14 protein-coding genes, 2 tRNA genes and 3 rRNA genes (1 of these 19 only partly in view) are annotated in these 18,111 nt (G+C 59.7%); 10 read left to right on the top strand and 9 right to left on the bottom strand.

Annotation, left to right across the window (positions count from 1 at the left end):
- The 5 genes from ACPRTJ_RS02350 to rrf all read left to right on the top strand — a co-directional run.
- Nucleotides 1–97 (top strand): 16S ribosomal RNA (locus ACPRTJ_RS02350); it begins 1,440 nt to the left of the window's first position.
- 84 nt (nt 98–181) lie between these two features.
- A tRNA-Ile gene (locus ACPRTJ_RS02345) sits at nt 182–258 on the top strand.
- 7 nt (nt 259–265) lie between these two features.
- Nucleotides 266–341: transfer RNA gene (locus tag ACPRTJ_RS02340), tRNA-Ala, on the top strand.
- Between the two features lie 224 nt (nt 342–565).
- Nucleotides 566–3,456: ribosomal RNA gene (locus ACPRTJ_RS02335) — 23S ribosomal RNA — on the top strand.
- 138 nt (nt 3,457–3,594) lie between these two features.
- Nucleotides 3,595–3,710: ribosomal RNA gene (gene rrf / locus ACPRTJ_RS02330) — 5S ribosomal RNA — on the top strand.
- Together the 16S, 23S and 5S rRNA genes with 2 tRNA genes alongside form the textbook arrangement of a ribosomal RNA operon.
- Before the next feature lie 121 nt (nt 3,711–3,831).
- On the opposite strand, the gene ACPRTJ_RS02325 is transcribed toward rrf, so the two are convergent.
- Nucleotides 3,832–4,374, bottom strand: coding sequence for a hypothetical protein (locus tag ACPRTJ_RS02325; RefSeq protein WP_052504266.1), 543 nt, complete (start codon nt 4,372–4,374; stop codon nt 3,832–3,834).
- A gap of 318 nt (nt 4,375–4,692) precedes the next feature.
- Here ACPRTJ_RS02325 and ACPRTJ_RS02320 point away from each other — a divergent pair, with 318 nt between their 5' ends.
- Nucleotides 4,693–5,697, top strand: coding sequence for a sensor domain-containing diguanylate cyclase (locus tag ACPRTJ_RS02320; RefSeq protein ID WP_054915652.1), 1,005 nt, complete (start codon nt 4,693–4,695; stop codon nt 5,695–5,697).
- A 37-nt stretch (nt 5,698–5,734) separates the two neighbouring features.
- On the opposite strand, the gene lpdA is transcribed toward ACPRTJ_RS02320, so the two are convergent.
- The 4 genes from lpdA to ACPRTJ_RS02300 are packed head-to-tail and all read right to left on the bottom strand — an operon-like array spanning nt 5,735 to nt 10,708.
- On the bottom strand, nt 5,735–7,117 hold the full coding sequence (gene lpdA / locus ACPRTJ_RS02315) for a dihydrolipoyl dehydrogenase (protein WP_058542065.1): 1,383 nt from the start codon (nt 7,115–7,117) through the stop codon (nt 5,735–5,737).
- A gap of 2 nt (nt 7,118–7,119) precedes the next feature.
- Nucleotides 7,120–8,415, bottom strand: coding sequence for a dihydrolipoamide acetyltransferase family protein (locus ACPRTJ_RS02310; protein WP_043861769.1), 1,296 nt, complete (start codon nt 8,413–8,415; stop codon nt 7,120–7,122).
- Nucleotides 8,416–9,474, bottom strand: coding sequence for an alpha-ketoacid dehydrogenase subunit beta (locus tag ACPRTJ_RS02305; protein ID WP_043861770.1), 1,059 nt, complete (start codon nt 9,472–9,474; stop codon nt 8,416–8,418). It abuts the gene before it with no gap.
- Nucleotide 9,475: 1 nt separating this feature from the next.
- Nucleotides 9,476–10,708 (bottom strand): 3-methyl-2-oxobutanoate dehydrogenase (2-methylpropanoyl-transferring) subunit alpha, encoded by a 1,233-nt coding sequence (locus tag ACPRTJ_RS02300; protein WP_043861771.1) that lies wholly within the window; start codon nt 10,706–10,708, stop codon nt 9,476–9,478.
- A 199-nt stretch (nt 10,709–10,907) separates the two neighbouring features.
- Here ACPRTJ_RS02300 and bkdR point away from each other — a divergent pair, with 199 nt between their 5' ends.
- The 3 genes from bkdR to ACPRTJ_RS02285 all read left to right on the top strand — a co-directional run bounded on the left by bkdR (nt 10,908) and on the right by ACPRTJ_RS02285 (nt 14,390).
- Nucleotides 10,908–11,399: a Bkd operon transcriptional regulator BkdR gene (bkdR, locus tag ACPRTJ_RS02295; RefSeq protein WP_043861772.1), complete on the top strand. Its 492-nt coding sequence runs from the start codon at nt 10,908–10,910 to the stop codon at nt 11,397–11,399.
- A 235-nt stretch (nt 11,400–11,634) separates the two neighbouring features.
- On the top strand, nt 11,635–12,876 hold the full coding sequence (locus ACPRTJ_RS02290; RefSeq protein ID WP_173925107.1) for a glutamine synthetase family protein: 1,242 nt from the start codon (nt 11,635–11,637) through the stop codon (nt 12,874–12,876).
- A gap of 173 nt (nt 12,877–13,049) precedes the next feature.
- Nucleotides 13,050–14,390, top strand: coding sequence for an MFS transporter (locus tag ACPRTJ_RS02285; RefSeq protein WP_043861774.1), 1,341 nt, complete (start codon nt 13,050–13,052; stop codon nt 14,388–14,390).
- Between the two features lie 136 nt (nt 14,391–14,526).
- Here the strand turns inward: ACPRTJ_RS02285 and ACPRTJ_RS02280 are convergent, their stop codons facing one another.
- The 4 genes from ACPRTJ_RS02280 to flgA all read right to left on the bottom strand — a co-directional run bounded on the left by ACPRTJ_RS02280 (nt 14,527) and on the right by flgA (nt 17,104).
- Entirely contained in the window at nt 14,527–15,270 is a 744-nt protein-coding gene (locus tag ACPRTJ_RS02280; protein ID WP_043861775.1) for a flagellar brake protein, read from the bottom strand.
- An 80-nt stretch (nt 15,271–15,350) separates the two neighbouring features.
- The gene (locus ACPRTJ_RS02275; protein WP_043861776.1) at nt 15,351–15,818 is read right to left on the bottom strand and encodes a flagella synthesis protein FlgN; all 468 of its coding nucleotides are present in this window, start codon (nt 15,816–15,818) and stop codon (nt 15,351–15,353) included.
- Between the two features lie 46 nt (nt 15,819–15,864).
- Nucleotides 15,865–16,176 carry a flagellar biosynthesis anti-sigma factor FlgM gene (flgM, locus tag ACPRTJ_RS02270; RefSeq protein WP_043861777.1) on the bottom strand — a complete coding sequence of 104 codons (312 nt, stop codon included), beginning with the start codon at nt 16,174–16,176 and terminating at the stop codon, nt 15,865–15,867.
- 175 nt (nt 16,177–16,351) lie between these two features.
- A complete protein-coding gene (flgA, locus tag ACPRTJ_RS02265; RefSeq protein WP_043861778.1) occupies nt 16,352–17,104 on the bottom strand; it encodes a flagellar basal body P-ring formation chaperone FlgA in 753 nt (250 codons plus the stop codon).
- A gap of 68 nt (nt 17,105–17,172) precedes the next feature.
- On the opposite strand from flgA, the gene ACPRTJ_RS02260 reads away from it, so the two are divergent.
- Nucleotides 17,173–18,102, top strand: coding sequence for a chemotaxis protein CheV (locus ACPRTJ_RS02260; protein WP_043861779.1), 930 nt, complete (start codon nt 17,173–17,175; stop codon nt 18,100–18,102).
- Nucleotides 18,103–18,111 lie beyond the last annotated feature (9 nt).

Below are 18,111 nucleotides of genomic sequence, written 5' to 3'. Positions count from 1 at the left end.
AACCTTCGGGAGGACGGTTACCACGGTGTGATTCATGACTGGGGTGAAGTCGTAACAAGGTAGCCGTAGGGGAACCTGCGGCTGGATCACCTCCTTAATCGACGACATCAGCTGTCTCATAAGCTCCCACACGAATTGCTTGATTCATTGAAGAAGACGATTAGGTTAGCAACCTTCGATTGGGTCTGTAGCTCAGTTGGTTAGAGCGCACCCCTGATAAGGGTGAGGTCGGCAGTTCGAATCTGCCCAGACCCACCAATTTGCTGGGGCCATAGCTCAGCTGGGAGAGCGCCTGCCTTGCACGCAGGAGGTCAGCGGTTCGATCCCGCTTGGCTCCACCACCCCGCTTGCTAATTTGTCAAAGCTTAGAAATGAATATTCGCCTCGAATATTGATTTCTGAACTTTATCAGAATCGTTCTTTAAAAATTTGGGTATGTGATAGAAAGATAGACTGGACAGCACTTTCACTGGTGTATGTTCAGGCTAAGGTAAAATTTGTGAGTAATTACAAGTTTTCGGCGAATGTTGTCTTCACAGTATAACCAGATTGCTTGGGGTTATATGGTCAAGTGAAGAAGCGCATACGGTGGATGCCTTGGCAGTCAGAGGCGATGAAAGACGTGGTAGCCTGCGATAAGCTTCGGGGAGTCGGCAAACAGACTTTGATCCGGAGATCTCTGAATGGGGGAACCCACCTGGCATAAGTCAGGTATCTTGTACTGAATACATAGGTGCAAGAGGCGAACCAGGGGAACTGAAACATCTAAGTACCCTGAGGAAAAGAAATCAACCGAGATTCCCTTAGTAGTGGCGAGCGAACGGGGACTAGCCCTTAAGTGGCTTTGAGATTAGCGGAACGCTCTGGAAAGTGCGGCCATAGTGGGTGATAGCCCTGTACGCGAAAATCTCTTAGTCATGAAATCGAGTAGGACGGAGCACGAGAAACTTTGTCTGAATATGGGGGGACCATCCTCCAAGGCTAAATACTACTGACTGACCGATAGTGAACCAGTACCGTGAGGGAAAGGCGAAAAGAACCCCGGAGAGGGGAGTGAAATAGATCCTGAAACCGTATGCGTACAAGCAGTGGGAGCCTACTTTGTTAGGTGACTGCGTACCTTTTGTATAATGGGTCAGCGACTTATATTCAGTGGCGAGCTTAACCGAATAGGGGAGGCGTAGCGAAAGCGAGTCTTAATAGGGCGTTTAGTCGCTGGGTATAGACCCGAAACCGGGCGATCTATCCATGGGCAGGTTGAAGGTTAGGTAACACTGACTGGAGGACCGAACCGACTACCGTTGAAAAGTTAGCGGATGACCTGTGGATCGGAGTGAAAGGCTAATCAAGCTCGGAGATAGCTGGTTCTCCTCGAAAGCTATTTAGGTAGCGCCTCATGTATCACTGTAGGGGGTAGAGCACTGTTTCGGCTAGGGGGTCATCCCGACTTACCAAACCGATGCAAACTCCGAATACCTACAAGTGCCGAGCATGGGAGACACACGGCGGGTGCTAACGTCCGTCGTGAAAAGGGAAACAACCCAGACCGTCAGCTAAGGTCCCAAAGTTATGGTTAAGTGGGAAACGATGTGGGAAGGCTTAGACAGCTAGGAGGTTGGCTTAGAAGCAGCCACCCTTTAAAGAAAGCGTAATAGCTCACTAGTCGAGTCGGCCTGCGCGGAAGATGTAACGGGGCTCAAACCATACACCGAAGCTACGGGTATCACTTAGGTGATGCGGTAGAGGAGCGTTCTGTAAGCCTGTGAAGGTGAGTTGAGAAGCTTGCTGGAGGTATCAGAAGTGCGAATGCTGACATGAGTAACGACAATGGGAGTGAAAAACTCCCACGCCGAAAGACCAAGGTTTCCTGCGCAACGTTAATCGACGCAGGGTTAGTCGGTCCCTAAGGCGAGGCTGAAAAGCGTAGTCGATGGAAAACAGGTTAATATTCCTGTACTTCTGGTTATTGCGATGGAGGGACGGAGAAGGCTAGGCCAGCTTGGCGTTGGTTGTCCAAGTTTAAGGTGGTAGGCTGAGATCTTAGGTAAATCCGGGATCTTAAGGCCGAGAGCTGATGACGAGTTGCCATTAGGCGACGAAGTGGTTGATGCCATGCTTCCAAGAAAAGCTTCTAAGCTTCAGGTAACCAGGAACCGTACCCCAAACCGACACAGGTGGTTGGGTAGAGAATACCAAGGCGCTTGAGAGAACTCGGGTGAAGGAACTAGGCAAAATGGCACCGTAACTTCGGGAGAAGGTGCGCCGGTGAGGGTGAAGGACTTGCTCCGTAAGCTCATGCCGGTCGAAGATACCAGGCCGCTGCGACTGTTTATTAAAAACACAGCACTCTGCAAACACGAAAGTGGACGTATAGGGTGTGACGCCTGCCCGGTGCCGGAAGGTTAATTGATGGGGTTAGCTAACGCGAAGCTCTTGATCGAAGCCCCGGTAAACGGCGGCCGTAACTATAACGGTCCTAAGGTAGCGAAATTCCTTGTCGGGTAAGTTCCGACCTGCACGAATGGCGTAACGATGGCGGCGCTGTCTCCACCCGAGACTCAGTGAAATTGAAATCGCTGTGAAGATGCAGTGTATCCGCGGCTAGACGGAAAGACCCCGTGAACCTTTACTATAGCTTTGCACTGGACTTTGAATTTGCTTGTGTAGGATAGGTGGGAGGCTTTGAAGCGTGGACGCCAGTCTGCGTGGAGCCATCCTTGAAATACCACCCTGGCAACTTTGAGGTTCTAACTCAGGTCCGTTATCCGGATCGAGGACAGTGTATGGTGGGTAGTTTGACTGGGGCGGTCTCCTCCTAAAGAGTAACGGAGGAGTACGAAGGTGCGCTCAGACCGGTCGGAAATCGGTCGTAGAGTATAAAGGCAAAAGCGCGCTTGACTGCGAGACAGACACGTCGAGCAGGTACGAAAGTAGGTCTTAGTGATCCGGTGGTTCTGTATGGAAGGGCCATCGCTCAACGGATAAAAGGTACTCCGGGGATAACAGGCTGATACCGCCCAAGAGTTCATATCGACGGCGGTGTTTGGCACCTCGATGTCGGCTCATCACATCCTGGGGCTGAAGCCGGTCCCAAGGGTATGGCTGTTCGCCATTTAAAGTGGTACGCGAGCTGGGTTTAGAACGTCGTGAGACAGTTCGGTCCCTATCTGCCGTGGACGTTTGAGATTTGAGAGGGGCTGCTCCTAGTACGAGAGGACCGGAGTGGACGAACCTCTGGTGTTCCGGTTGTCACGCCAGTGGCATTGCCGGGTAGCTATGTTCGGAAGAGATAACCGCTGAAAGCATCTAAGCGGGAAACTTGCCTCAAGATGAGATCTCACTGGAGCCTTGAGCTCCCTGAAGGGCCGTCGAAGACTACGACGTTGATAGGTTGGGTGTGTAAGCGCTGTGAGGCGTTGAGCTAACCAATACTAATTGCCCGTGAGGCTTGACCATATAACACCCAAGCAATTTGCGTCGAACGACCAGATTGCGGTGTTGTGAAGACACAGTAAGCCGAAGATTTGTAACTCACAAACATCACATACCCGATTCGCTGGAGTGTCTGAACAAGGCCTTCTGGCAACAGAATTTCTTGACGACCATAGAGCATTGGAACCACCTGATCCCATCCCGAACTCAGTAGTGAAACGATGCATCGCCGATGGTAGTGTGGGGTTTCCCCATGTGAGAGTAGGTCATCGTCAAGATTAAATTCCGAAACCCCTATCTGCATCTGCAGGTAGGGGTTTTGTCTTTGTGGGCCGAAAGTTTCCTGCAAGGCGGGCATAAAAAAACCACCTCGGGAGGTGGTTTTTTGCGTAATACGATTCAGGCCAGCGGGTCCGTCCTGTCCTTCTCGTCGGTGCCTTCTGCCGACAGTGTCTGTGAACCTGCCAGTGCACTGACCGCATCCATCTGTTGAGGCGGTTGCAGCTTGGCCATGGTTTTTATCTCCATTTCTTCCTTGATGCGTTGAGCGATCTGCTTGTCGATCAGCTCCTTCTTCTCAGGGGGTAACTCTTCGTATTCTTCAAGGCTCAGCCCAAGTTCGCGCAGCATCTTCTCGCGAATTTTCTGCTCGGGAGACAGTGCCATGTAGTCGCGAAACTCTTGCAAGGCAGTGCTCTCTGGTTCCTTCGTGTCAAAGATCTCTTCCAGGTTCTGCAGACTGACCTTGAACTTTGCGAACGCTTCTTGCTGGTTGTCGTGAAAGCGCTGCTCGGAGTGACTGGTACTCCCACGCGTGTCGGACGTCGACTGAATGGCAACTGAAACAGGTACATACGGCACAGCATCGCTGTCTGTAGAAACACTGCTACGTTGCTGAGTGGTAGCGGCTACCTGCCAACCATAATCATTGATGATGCTCACCTGAAGGTCTCCCGATACTGTGCAGAGCAAGGGAAGAGCAAGGGCTGTGCCAGTTACCTCACGCTCTGAACCCTCTGTATTACAAGGGGGCAGCAATGCTCGGCCGTTTAACTCTGGCACGCTGTTGCCCCAAAGAGGCGGATGATTGCCGCAGGCGGCAACAGCCAAGGCTTGCAGTTGGACGTGCGGTCGGTTCCGCCTGCCGCTTCCATTCTTTCGCGAGTATATTGTTCGAAATTTCGCGCAGGCTTTGGCGCATAACAATCGGCAGCACCATCATTGAGCTGGGGCGTAGTTGCTGGACAGGGGAGAGTGTCCATGAGTGAGAATACCGCTTGCGTGATGGCGCCATTGAGCGACCTGGGGCAAGAGCAACTGCAAACCCTCCTGGACCTGGTCAGTGATGGCATCTGGGACTGGAACGCCAACACCGGCCATGTCTATCGCAACCCGGGTTGGTATCGCATGCTGGGCTACCCCAGCCACTCGCTGGACAATACGGTGTTCACCTGGGAAAACGTCATTCACCCCGAGGACTACCCGCGGGTGATGGCCTGCTTCGAGGACTACCTGAGCCAGCGCGCGCCCAGCTACCAGGTGGAGTACCGTTGCCGTTGCAAGGATGGCAGCTACCTGTGGATCGAGGACAGCGGGCATGTGGTTGCGCGCAACCCTGATGGCTCGGTGGCCAGGATGTTCGGTGCACACCGCAACATCGACGACCGCAAGCGCCTGGTTGCCCATCTGGAGCAGCGCAACAGCTCGCTGGAGTCACTGATTGCCGAACGGACCCGGGAACTGTGCTGGGTGAACGAGCAACTGAAACGTCAGCTCGATGAGAACCGTGACCTGGCCGAGCGCGACTCGTTGACCCTGGCGGCCAATCGTTATCGCCTGGAAAAGGCCCTGCTTCAGGAATGCGAACGTGCCGGCCGCTTTCGTTTGCCCTTGAGCCTGATCCTGATGGATTTCGACGATTTCAAGCCGATCAATGATCGTTACGGCCACGCCCGTGGCGATACCGCCCTGGTAGAGGTGGTCGAACAGATCCGTAAGTGTGTCGGCCCCGAGCACCTGCTTGCCCGATGGGGGGGTGACGAGTTCATGGTGTTGATGCCAGGGAGTGACCTGCAGGCAGCAATGGCGGTAGCCGATGCCATCCGCCAGCAGGTGTTGAGGTTGCCCCCAATTGGCGAGCACCGCGTCACATTGAGTTTTGGCATCGCCCAGTGGCGTGGCGGCGAGCGCCCGGAGCAACTGGTCGCCCGTGCCGACCAGGCGCTCTATCGCGCCAAGGCCGGCGGCAAGAACCAGATCGCCTGATGCCTGGGCGTCGATGATCGACGCCCAGTGGTACTGGCTACAGGTGCAACGCGTGCCCCAAGGCACGCAATGCAGCCTCCTGCACAGCCTCTCCGAGGGTAGGGTGGGCATGGATGGTTCCGGCCACATCCTCGAGCCGGGCGCCCATCTCCAGTGATTGTGCAAACGCGGTAGACAGTTCCGAAACCCCCACGCCGACAGCCTGCCAGCCCAGGATCAGGTGATTGTCGCGACGCGCCACCACGCGTACGAAGCCGCTTTTGGATTCCAGCGTCATGGCCCTGCCATTGGCCGCGAACGGGAACTGCGCAACGATGCAATCCAGGCCTTGCTGTTGTGCGGCCTCGGGTGTCTTGCCTGCCACCACCACCTCGGGGTCGGTAAAGCACACTGCCGCGATGGCCACCGGATCGAAAACCCGCTGCTTGCCGGCGATGAGTTCGGCCACCATCTCGCCCTGGGCCATGGCGCGGTGGGCCAGCATCGGCTCGCCGCTCAGATCGCCGATTGCCCACACATTGCGCATGCTGGTCTGGCAACGCTCATCGATGGCAATGGCTGAGCCATTCATCTTGAGCTCCAGGGTTTCCAGGTTGAACCCTTGAGTGCGTGGCCGACGTCCTACGGCAACCAGCACCTGATCGGTTTCCAGCGTCAACTGTTCGCCATGCGGGTCCCTGATCTGCAGGCACTGGGTGGCGTTATCGAAGCCTTCGACGCTGTGCTTGAGGTACAGCGTCACGCCCAGTTTCTTCAGCGACTCGGCTACCGGCTGAGTGAGCTCGCTGTCATACGTAGGCAGGATACGCTCGCGCGCCTCCACCACGCTTACCTCGACCCCCAGCTTGCGGTAGGCAATACCCAGCTCCAGGCCGATATAGCCTGCACCCACCACCGTCAGGCGCCTTGGCAGGCGTTGCGGGGCCAGGGCTTCGGTGGACGAGATGATCGGGCCGCCCAGTGGAAGCATGGGCAGCTCCACACTGCTGGAGCCCGTGGCGAGCAGCAGGTGCTCGCACTGAATGCGCTGGCCTTCGACGTCGACGGTTTTGCCGTCGACGATCTTTGCCCAGCCATGAATCACCGTCACGCCGTGTTTCTTCAGCAAGGCGGCAACGCCGCTGGTCAGGCGGTCGACGATGCCGTCCTTCCAGCCCACGCTCTGGGTAATGTCCAGGCTGGGAGCCTGTACCTTGATGCCCAGGCTGGAATGCTGGCTGTGCTGACAAGTCTGGTGGAACTGCTCCGCTACATGGATCAGTGCCTTGGATGGAATACAGCCTATGTTCAGGCAGGTGCCGCCCAGTGCCTGGCCTTCGACCAGTACAGTGGGGATGCCCAGTTGACCGGCACGAATCGCCGCGACATAACCGCCGGGGCCGCCCCCAATGATCAGCAGGGTGGTATTGAGAGTCTGCATGGTCACTCCACAAACAGGCTGGCAGGTTGTTCGAGCAGGCCGCGGATGGCCTGGATGAAGAGCGCGGCGTCCATGCCGTCGACCACACGATGGTCGAACGAACTGGACAGGTTCATCATCTTGCGCACCACGATCTGGCCGTTGACCACCATTGGCCGCTCGACGATGCGGTTGACCCCGACAATGGCTACCTCCGGCGTGTTCACCACCGGTGTGCTGACGATGCCGCCCAGTGCGCCGAGGCTGGTGAGCGTAATGGTCGAGCCGGACAGCTCTTCACGGCTGGCCTTGTTGTTGCGGGCGGCGTTGGCTACCCGGGCGATCTCGCTGGCATTGCTCCACAGGCTGCCGGCCTCGGCATGGCGCAGCACCGGTACCATCAGCCCGTTGTCGCCCTGGGTGGCGATACCCACATGCACTGCACCATGGCGGGTAATGAGCTGGGCTTCGTCGTCATAGGTGGCGTTGATCTGCGGGAATTCGCGCGCGGCGATCACCATTGCCCGTACCAGGAAGGGCAGCAGGGTCAGCTTGCCGCGGCTGTCACCATGCTTCTTGTTCAGGTGTACGCGTAGTTCTTCCAGCGCGGTCACGTCGATTTCCTCGACATAGCTGAAGTGCGCGACGCGGCGCTTGGCATCCTGCATGCGCTGCGCGATCTTGCGGCGCAGGCCGATCACTGGCACCTGCTCGCTGTCATCACGCCTTGCATAGCCACCGGGGCCCGATGCACTGCTGGTACTCGGTTGAACGAGAAAAGCGTCCAGGTCTTCGTGCAGGATGCGCCCGGCAGGGCCACTACCATGTACATAGCGCAGCTCTATGCCCGCATCCAGCGCGCGCTTGCGCACCGCCGGGGAGGCCAGCGGACGCTCGTTGGCCTCACGTGGCACGATCGTCGATGAACGCTGTGCGTTGCCTGAAGGTGCCGCTGCCGGGGTAGACACGACGGCGGGCTGGGGTTGGGCTTCGGGTACGCTGGCCTTCGGTGCGGCAGCTACCGCAGGCGGCGTGGCTGCTGCCGGCTTGCCGGCGCCTTCCTGATAGTTGCCGGCCCCTTCGACCTCGATGCGAATCAGCTCGCTGCCTACGGCCATGACCTCACCGGGCTGGCCGCCCAGGGCCAGCACCTTGCCGGTGACCGGCGAAGGAATTTCCACGGTGGCCTTGTCGGTCATGACGTCGGCGACCACCTGATCTTCTGTGACGGTATCGCCGACCTTTACGAACCACTCCACCAGCTCAACCTGTGCGATGCCTTCGCCGATGTCCGGCATCTTGATGACGTGCGTGCCCATTCAGACCTCCATGACCCGTTTCAATGCCGCACCCACTCGCGATGGGCCGGGGAAGTATGCCCATTCCTGCGCGTGCGGGTAGGGGGTGTCCCAACCGGTGACGCGTTCGATCGGGGCTTCGAGGTGATGGAAGCAGTGCTCCTGTACCAGCGCCACCAGCTCGGCGCCAAAGCCGCAGGTGCGGGTGGCTTCGTGCACGACCACACAGCGGCCGGTCTTCTTCACCGACTCGACGATGGTCTCCAGGTCCAGTGGCCAGAGGCTGCGCAGGTCGATGACCTCGGCGTCGATGCCGGTCTCTTCGGCAGCCACCTGGGATACATACACCGTGGTGCCGTAGGTCAGTACCGTCACCGCATTGCCTGGGCGGGTGATGGCAGCCTTGTCCAGTGGCACGGTGTAGTAGCCATCCGGTACGGCGCTGGCGGGGTGTTTGGACCAGGGCGTTACCGGCCGGTCGTGGTGCCCGTCGAAAGGGCCGTTGTACAGGCGCTTGGGCTCCAGGAAGATCACCGGGTCGTCGTTTTCGATCGAGGCGATCAACAGGCCCTTGGCGTCGTAGGGGTTCGAAGGCATCACGGTACGCAGGCCGCAGACCTGGGTGAACATCGCCTCCGGGCTCTGGCTGTGGGTCTGGCCGCCGTAGATGCCGCCACCGCACGGCATGCGCAGGGTCAGCGGGGCCACGAACTCGCCGGCAGAGCGGTAGCGCAGGCGGGCCATCTCCGAGACGATCTGGTCCGAGGCAGGGTAGAAGTAGTCGGCAAACTGGATTTCCACCACAGGGCGCAGGCCATAGGCACCCATGCCCACGGCGGTGCCGACGATACCGCTTTCGGAGATCGGTGCGTCGAACACCCGCGACTTGCCGTACTTGTTCTGCAGCCCTTCGGTGCAGCGGAACACGCCGCCGAAGTAACCGACGTCCTGGCCATAGACGACAACATTGTCATCGCGCTCAAGCATGATATCCATGGCCGAGCGCAGGGCCTGGATCATGGTCATGGTGGTAGTCGCCATGGCGGTTTCCAACTGGATAGTGGTGTTGTGATCGTTCATGTCAGATCCCCAGTTCCTGGCGCTGGCGCCGCAGGTGTTCCGGCATTTCCTTGTACACATCCTCGAAAATGCTCGCCGGGCTGGGCATCTGCCCGCCGGCCAGGGTGCCGTACTGCTCGGCTTCCTTCTGCGCACTGATGATTTCGGCTTCCAGCTCAGCAGTCACCGCCTGATGCTCTTGCTCCGACCAGTGCCCGATGGCCACCAGGTGCTGCTTGAGGCGGGCGATCGGGTCGCCGAGGGGGAAGTGGCTCCAGTCGTCGGCCGGACGGTACTTGGACGGGTCGTCCGACGTGGAGTGCGGCCCGGCGCGGTAAGTCACCCATTCGATCAGGGTCGGGCCCAGGCCGCGGCGGGCACGTTCGGCGGCCCAGCGCGAGGCCGCGTACACCGCGATGAAGTCGTTGCCGTCGACCCGCAGCGAAGCGATGCCACAGCCAACGCCGCGGCCGGCGAAGGTGGTGGATTCACCACCGGCGATGGCCTGGAAGGTGGAGATGGCCCACTGGTTGTTGACCACGTTTAGAATCACCGGGGCCTGGTACACGTGTGCGAAGGTCAGCGCGGTGTGGAAGTCCGACTCGGCCGTAGCACCATCGCCGATCCAGGCCGAAGCGATCTTGGTATCGCCCTTGATGGCCGAGGCCATGGCCCAGCCGACCGCCTGCACGAACTGGGTCGCCAGGTTACCGCTGATGGTGAAGAAGCCGGCTTCGCGCACCGAGTACATGATGGGCAGCTGGCGACCCTTGAGCGGGTCGCGCTCGTTGGACAGCAGCTGGCAGATCATCTCTACCAGCGACACGTCGCGGGCCATCAGGATGCTCTGCTGGCGGTAGGTGGGGAAGCACATGTCGCTGCGGTTCAAGGCCAGTGCCTGGCCGCTGCCGATGGCTTCCTCGCCCAGGCTCTGCATGTAGAAGGACATCTTCTTCTGGCGCTGCGCCACGACCATGCGGCTGTCGAACAGCCGGGTCTTGAGCATCGCGCGCATGCCTTGGCGCAGCACTTCGGGGCCGATGTCCTCGGCCCAGGGGCCAAGCGCACGGCCCTGTTCGTCGAGCACGCGGATCAGCCCGTAGGCAAGGTCGGCGGTACCGGCGGGTTCGGCATCGATGGCGGGTTTGCGGACCTGACCGGCGTCATTCAGACGCAGGTAGGAAAAATCGGTCTGGCAGCCTGGCCGGCCTGTAGGCTCGGGCACATGCAGACGCAGGGGGGCGTACTCGTTCATGCTTTTTTACGCTCGCTCTGTCTTGTGTTTTTGTTGAGCTTTGAAGCGGTCGCTACTGAACCCGGCTTGTGACCGGAGAGTCAGTCTTGCCTACATCATATTCCGCTGGCGGAAGAATATTTTTCTCAAGTTCATTGCCTTTGGGCTGGCTTGCGGATAAACATTCTTCAAAAGAACAAGAAGCAGGTGAATTTGTCTCATGCGCAAACTGGATCGTACTGACATCGGCATTCTCAACAGCCTTCAGGACAATGCCCGCATCACCAACGCCGAGCTGGCCCGTTCGGTAAATCTGTCGCCCACCCCCTGTTTCAACCGGGTCAAGGCGCTGGAGGAGCTTGGCGTGATTCGCCAGCAGGTGACCTTGCTGTCGCCCGAAGTGCTGGGGCTGGACGTCAACGTGTTCATCCACGTCAGCCTGGAAAAACAGGTGGAGCAATCGCTGCACCGCTTCGAAGAGGAAATCGCCGAGCGCCCGGAAGTGATGGAGTGCTACCTGATGACCGGCGACCCGGATTACCTGCTGCGTGTACTGCTGCCGAGCATCCAGGCCCTGGAGCGGTTTCTGGACTACCTCACCCGCTTGCCCGGGGTGGCCAATATTCGCTCCAGCTTCGCCCTCAAGCAGGTGCGCTACAAGACTGCGCTGCCGCTGCCGGCCAACGGTATTACGCTGCCAGGCACAGTGTAGACAGCTTCTACGGGTTGGCTGGCGGCGTTCGTCCAGCGATCGGGACTATATGGTGCTTGATATTTTTAACACCCCCGGACTATGTTGTTCGGGTCGCCGTTCGCGGCTTGTTAAAAATAACAAGGATCAAGTCATGACGACCAATGGCCAACGTTCTCTCGCCGAGCGATTGACGGGCATTGATGAAATCGAATGCGTCACCCCCGACCTCAATGGCGTGCCTCGCGGCAAGGTGATGACCGCCGAGGGGTTCCTGGAAGGGCGGCGCCTGCAGATGGCACGCGGCGTGCTGCTGCAGTGCATCATGGGCGGATACCCTGCGGCACGCTTCTATGGCAGCGACGACGGCGACCTTGCCCTGGCGGCCGACCCCCTGCATATCTACCGCCTGCCCTGGAGCGACGAACCAAGGGCACTGGCGATCTGCGATGCCAATGAGCTCGATGGACAGAGTTCGGGCTTGTCCACCCGCGGCCAGCTCAAGGCGGTGATCGAGCGGTATCGCACGCACGGCCTGGCGCCAGTGGTGGCCACCGAGCTCGAGTTCTTCGTGTTCGCTCCCAATCCCGACCCGAGCCAGCCGTTCCTGCCGCCCACCGGGCTGGACGGTCGGCGCGAGGACGGCCATTCGGCGTTCAGCGTCAGTTCCAACAATGGCCTGCGCCCGTTCTTCAGCGAGGTCTACCGTTGCATGGAGGCCCTGGGCCTGCCGCGCGACACCTTCATGCACGAGATGGGCGTCAGCCAGTTCGAGATCAACCTGCTGCACGGTGACCCGCTGCTGCTTGCCGACCAGACCTTCCTGTTCAAGCACCTGCTCAAGGAGGTTGCGCTCAAGCATGGCCTGAATGTGGTGTGCATGGCCAAGCCGCTGGCCAGAACCCCAGGCAGTTCGATGCACATTCACCAGAGCGTGGTCGAGATCGACAACGGCCGTAACGTGTTCAGCGATGCGCAGGGGCAGCCAACTCCTGCCTTCTATCACTTCATTGGTGGCCAGCAGGCATGCATGGCCGACTTCACCGCGTTGTTCGCACCCAACGTCAACTCCTACCAGCGCCTGTGCCACCCTTATGCATCGCCCAACAATGCCTGCTGGTCGCAGGACAACCGCGCTGCGGGCCTGCGTATCCCTGCCAGCGCACCGGTAGCGCGCAGGGTCGAAAACCGCCTGCCCGGGGCCGATACCAACCCCTACCTGGCCATCGCCGCCAGCCTGGCGGCCGGCTTGTACGGTATCGAACAGCAGCTGGAGCCGGCGCCGGCGATCCAGGGCGAATTCGAGGTGCCCGACAACCTTTCACTGCCCTGCACGCTGCACGCGGCACTGGAGCGTCTCAAGCGCAGCCAGTTGGCGAGGGAACTGTTCGGGACTGAGTTCATCGAAGGTTACATCGCGTCCAAGACCCTGGAACTGACCAGCTTCTTCGACGAGATCACCCCGTGGGAGCGGCGCGTGCTGGCGGCACAGGCGTAACTGCGGGGCGGCAATGCCGCCTGGCGCCAGGGTAAGCGGAGGCAGGTGGCAGCCATGATCGAGATCATGGTTTGTCACCTGTTTTTTTATGCCCGGCCCGCCGCGTCGGCGTTTTTTTCACTTATGCTTTCAAGCAGTTTTTTCACCTGCTCAAGGGGCCCTCAGGGACGTCGATGCGAAGTATCTGGAAGTCTTTTCGCGCGCTGTATTTCGCCGCATTGATGATGTTGATCGGTTCCGGCCTGTTGAGCACCTACCTGGCCCTGCGACTGGCGGCCGATCAGGTCGACAGCCTGTGGGTCGGTGCGCTGATGGCGGCCAACTATTTCGGCCTGGCGCTGGGGGGCAAGATCGGTCACCGGCTGATCGCCAGGGTGGGGCATATCCGCGCCTACGCTACGTGTGCCGGCATCGTCGGCGCAGCGGTGCTTGGTCATGGTCTGGTCAGCTGGTTGCCGGCCTGGCTGCTGCTGCGGGTGATCGTCGGCCTGGGCATGATGTGCCAGTACATGGTGATCGAGAGCTGGCTCAACGAACAGGCCGACGCCAAGCAGCGTGGGGCGGTGTTCAGCGGTTACATGATCGCCTCCTATCTGGGCCTGGTACTGGGCCAGCTGATTCTGGTGGTTCACCCGCAGCTGGGCCTGGAGCTGCTGATGCTGGTGGCCATGTGCTTTGCGCTGTGCCTGGTTCCGGTGGCCCTGACCCGGCGCATCCACCCCGCACCGCTGCGTCCGGCCCCCATGGAGCCGCGGTTCTTCATCAAGCGCGTCCCGCAGTCGCTGAGTACGGTACTCGGGGCGGGGCTGATCGTGGGATCGTTCTATGGTCTGGCGCCTCTGTACGCCTCCAAGCAGGGGCTCAGTACAGAACAGGTCGGTGTGTTCATGGGCTGCTGCATCTTTGCCGGCCTGCTGGTGCAGTGGCCATTGGGCTGGTTGTCGGACCGTTACGACCGGGCCGTGCTGATTCGCAGTGTGGCGGTGGGGCTGGCCGTCACCTCCCTGCCATTGGCGCTGCTGCCGAGCGTGCCGCTCGAGGTGCTGTTCATCACCGGTTTTGCGGTCTCGCTGCTGCAGTTCTGCCTCTACCCGCTGGCGGTGGCGTTTTCCAACGACCACGTTGAAAGCGAGCGACGGGTCTCGCTCACCGCGATGCTGCTGGTGACCTATGGCGTGGGGGCGAGCATCGGGCCGCTGGTGGCCGGTGTGCTGATGAAGACCCTGGGCGACCAGATGCTTTACGCGTTCTTCTGTTTCTTCGCGCTGGTGCTGGTGTGGCGCATCCGTCCCAAAGCGGTTACCAACCTGCATCAGGTCGAGGATGCGCCATTGCTTCACGTAGCGATGCCGGCGGCAGGTTCACCGCTGTCTGCGGCGCTCGACCCGCGGGTTGATGAGCAGGTGGTGCAGGATCAGATGCAGGCACCGGTAGGTGCCGAAGATACCGAGGAGGAGGGCACGCCCGGGGAGGCTGAGGGCGTTGAACCTGTCAAGCCTGCGCCAGAAGTGTGAGTGGCGTGGGGGCAGATAGTGGCGAAGGGCTGCGTCTGAGTTCCGCTGGCAGGCGGGGCGCCAGGCGCCCCTTTGCGGATGAATCCGTTGCCGCTGAATGGGTAGCGACCCTTGGAAATGTGAAGCGTGATGTCTATCAGTAATCGTCTTTGTCGAAGCGTCGCGCTTCACGTTGCAGCTGGTACACAAAGCTTTCGATCTTGCGCGCCATCTGTCCTGTCACGTTATGAAAGCGAATGCCGGCGAAGGTGGCGTTCAGGCGCTCTTCATAGTGCAGGTGGCGCAGCTCGACCATTACCTGAGAAAGCCCCAGCGGCAGGCCGGTAGCAAACTTCTCATAGACCTGGCCCAACTGCAACCGCTCCTCGATATCGCCCTCGAAGCGAAGCTTGCAGCCAGTAGCCGAAATATCCAGCAGCTTGCCCTTGAGCGGGTGCTCGCCCCGCAGTTTCTCGCCGTCGAAAATCACGTCGACCAGTTGCGACAGCTTCAGTGCTGCGCGAAACGCATTGCGACGCTGGTGATAGGTAACTTCTGTGGGCAGGCTGCCGCGGTAGCAGCGTGAGCCGTCAGAGGTGCTGATGCTCAGCGGGGTAGTGCAGTCCCAGGCAATGCGCACGCCGTCATGGAAGCCTTCGATACGGAATGGTTCGCCATTTTCGAGGAAGCGTTCGCCATCGCGCGGGATCATTTCGTCCAGGGCCATGCTGTTGCTGTCCCGGTCTACCTCCACCACATAACTCTGGAAGCGCTGGCTGCGTTCGGGGAACGTGATGATCAGTGGGTCATGGCTCTCTAGCAACATCCGCAAATGAGCGGCAATTTCCAAAGGCGTAGTCAGCACCTTCGGAGGCTGAGGAGCTTCTTCGTCATTGAACACGGTTGATGAATCTCCAGGCAAAAACGACACAGGCAATTGCTGGCATTCTGCCAGCATGAATCGTGCCTTGATAGAGGGGGTCACGCCTGGCTGAGTGCACGAGGCTTTGAAAGCGGCGATGTAGTGCCACGGGCATCGTAGAGCGACGGTGATTCGCCACCCATGAGGATCTTGATCTGGTTTTCGGTGGTGTACTGCTGAAGCTGGATCGCCTGGCCGTTGCGTGCGTTGACCGCCTGGCAATCATTCATCAGCGCAGCCAGCACATCGAGCTGCTCGATGAGCAGGGAGCCCAGGTCCGATTGCTCGGCCATGGCCACTACACCTTCGCGGCTTTGCGGCAGGCCCAGGTTCGCAAGCAGCGCACTACGTCGTTGTCCGCCTTGATCGAGCAGCACCACCAGCGATTGCTTGCGGGCCAGAATATTTTCCAGCAAGGGCATGTCGCGGCCATGCAGGGCCACGGCTTCAGCCTGCAACAACTCGAGCAGTTGTTGCGCTGGAGCAATATCATCTTCGATCAGTTGCAGCAGAGTAGTGTCGTGCATTGGCTGGCTCTTGGTTCTAGCGTCCTGAAGTCAGCGCGCCAGAGGGCTAGCGCTGGGCTTCGAAATTAAGCAGTTTGCTGGCGACGCGCTGGGCGTCCACCTGGTAGCTGCCGTCGGCGATGGCCTGTTTCAACTCGGCCACGCGGGCGCTGTTGACAACCGGTTGATCGCGCAGCTTGTCGCTGACCTGTTGCAACTGCTGGGCCTCGTGGCTCAGGTGTACGGCTTCTCCGCTCTGGCCAGCCTCGGTAGCGCTGGTGGCGGTGCGAGCAGTGGCCGTGCTTTCCTGGCTGTTGCCAGTGCGCACGGCGCCCGTCACGGACGGGGAATTATTCAAACGACTGAAGTCGATGACCATGATCAGAAAACCTCTGGGTGTTTGGACGCTTGCCTTGTTTTCGGCCAACCCGAAAGAAACTTTAGACGCAAATGCAGTGCAGCTTGCGCGGCCAGCCCATCAACCCGGTTCGACACAGTTTAGGAAAAGCGGTTCCTGATCGCCAGCCTTGTTTGTTCTGGCGTCGTGACCCGCTTCACATCGCGACTTCCACCTGCCCTGGTCCAGTGACCCGTGCCTTCACCACCCGTTTGGAGTTCAGATTGCGTACCCGTATCTGTTCACTGATGCCGCCCTTGCTCAAGGCTTCTCCCGGCATGCGCACGCTCAGCGTGCCGCTGCGGGCGATGATGACCACATGATCGCCCTTGCGGACCACTTCGGCCTGCTCCAGATGCAGCGGCGTGAGCACCTGATCGATGACCGTCGGTCGGATGACCTTCAGGCCCACGGCCTGCTCCAGGCTGGTCAGGTAGCCCTGGTTGAGCATGCCCACGTCCCGCTCGCGCAGGCTCACGTCCTGTTCGCCGACCACGCTGTCGCGCTTGAGCGGACGCGCCACGGTTACCACATTGCGAAACAGCCGCACCTGGGCCGGCACGAACACCGTCCACGGGGAGCTGCCATCGCAGCGTACGCGCACGGTCACCCTGCCCAGCGGTTGCGCCGGGCTTTCCAGGGTGGCGCCCAGTTGCTGGTCGCACAGTGGCATGCGCAGGCGCGGGTCGAGGCTGTTGACCTGGATCTCGAAGCGCCCTTCGGTCTGGCTGGTCGCCAGGTAATCCTCGACCGTGAATTCAAGAAACCCCTGAGTGACACCGATAAGCTGTTCAGGCAAGGTGAAAGCGTCAGCCAGAGTTCGAACGCCGGGGGCCAGCAGGCACAGCGCAGCAAGGATGCCGGGCAAGGGGCGGGTCAGGCGTCGGAAAAATGTCGTTTTCGTGTTCATACAGTTAAAAAAGCAAGGCGCGTGCCGACTGCGGTACGACGCTCGAGCATTTGGTCGAGGAGTCTGGCATGGCTGGTGTAATGGATTCGGTTAACCAGCGCACACAACTGGTAGGGCAGAACCGTCTCGAACTGCTGTTGTTCCGCCTCAATGGCGAGCAGCTGTACGGGATCAACGTGTTCAAGGTGCGGGAGGTGCTGCAATGCCCGAACCTGACCGTGATGCCCAAGTCCAACCCGGTGGTGCGCGGTGTGGCGAATATTCGTGGGGCAACCATCCCGATCCTGGATCTGGCGATGGCGACCGGCATGCCCGGTCTGAGTGAAGATGTCAGCAAGAGCTTCGTGATCATCACCGAGTACAACACCAAGACCCAGGGGTTTCTGGTGCACTCGGTCGAACGCATCGTCAACATGAACTGGGAGGAGATCCATCCGCCACCCAAGGGCACCGGTCGTGACCATTACCTGACGGCCGTGACCCGGGTGGACGGCAAGATGGTCGAGATCATCGACGTGGAGAAGATCCTCGCCGAGGTCTCGCCGACCTCCGAGGCGATCTCCCTGGGTGTGGTCGACGAAGAAGTGCAGGTCAAGGCCGTGTCGCTGCGCGTGCTCACCGTGGATGACTCCTCGGTGGCACGCAAGCAGGTCAGCCGTTGCCTGCAGACGGTGGGGGTCGAGGTGGTTGCGCTCAACGACGGCCGGCAGGCGCTGGATTACCTGCGCAAGATGGTCGATGAGGGCAAGCATCCGGAAGAGGAATTCCTGATGATGATTTCCGACATCGAGATGCCGGAAATGGACGGCTATACCCTGACTGCAGAAATCCGCAACGACCCGCGCATGCAAAAGTTGCACATCATCCTGCATACTTCGCTTTCCGGCGTCTTCAACCAGGCCATGGTCAAGAAGGTGGGCGCGGATGATTTTCTCGCCAAGTTCCGGCCGGATGACCTGGCGCAACGCGTGGTCGACCGGATCAAGGCCACCCACTAACGGCCAGGG

Origin of the sequence: Pseudomonas palmensis (assembly GCF_049942755.1) — a bacterium.
Taxonomy (GTDB): domain Bacteria; phylum Pseudomonadota; class Gammaproteobacteria; order Pseudomonadales; family Pseudomonadaceae; genus Aquipseudomonas; species Aquipseudomonas palmensis.
Note: the sequence above shows the minus strand (reverse complement) of the source record. Positions and strands in the feature narration are given on the sequence as shown.

What these genes read in the sequence shown, in the direction of transcription:
- ACPRTJ_RS02320 (WP_054915652.1), top strand. Translation starts at nt 4,693, where the DNA reads ATGAGTGAGAATACCGCTTGCGTGATGGCGCCATTGAGCGACCTGGGG.
- lpdA (WP_058542065.1), bottom strand. Translation starts at nt 7,117, where the DNA reads ATGCAGACTCTCAATACCACCCTGCTGATCATTGGGGGCGGCCCCGGC.
- ACPRTJ_RS02310 (WP_043861769.1), bottom strand. Translation starts at nt 8,415, where the DNA reads ATGGGCACGCACGTCATCAAGATGCCGGACATCGGCGAAGGCATCGCA.
- ACPRTJ_RS02305 (WP_043861770.1), bottom strand. Translation starts at nt 9,474, where the DNA reads ATGAACGATCACAACACCACTATCCAGTTGGAAACCGCCATGGCGACT.
- ACPRTJ_RS02300 (WP_043861771.1), bottom strand. Translation starts at nt 10,708, where the DNA reads ATGAACGAGTACGCCCCCCTGCGTCTGCATGTGCCCGAGCCTACAGGC.
- bkdR (WP_043861772.1), top strand. Translation starts at nt 10,908, where the DNA reads ATGCGCAAACTGGATCGTACTGACATCGGCATTCTCAACAGCCTTCAG.
- ACPRTJ_RS02290 (WP_173925107.1), top strand. Translation starts at nt 11,635, where the DNA reads ATGACCGCCGAGGGGTTCCTGGAAGGGCGGCGCCTGCAGATGGCACGC.
- ACPRTJ_RS02285 (WP_043861774.1), top strand. Translation starts at nt 13,050, where the DNA reads ATGCGAAGTATCTGGAAGTCTTTTCGCGCGCTGTATTTCGCCGCATTG.
- ACPRTJ_RS02275 (WP_043861776.1), bottom strand. Translation starts at nt 15,818, where the DNA reads ATGCACGACACTACTCTGCTGCAACTGATCGAAGATGATATTGCTCCA.
- flgM (WP_043861777.1), bottom strand. Translation starts at nt 16,176, where the DNA reads ATGGTCATCGACTTCAGTCGTTTGAATAATTCCCCGTCCGTGACGGGC.
- flgA (WP_043861778.1), bottom strand. Translation starts at nt 17,104, where the DNA reads ATGAACACGAAAACGACATTTTTCCGACGCCTGACCCGCCCCTTGCCC.
- ACPRTJ_RS02260 (WP_043861779.1), top strand. Translation starts at nt 17,173, where the DNA reads ATGGCTGGTGTAATGGATTCGGTTAACCAGCGCACACAACTGGTAGGG.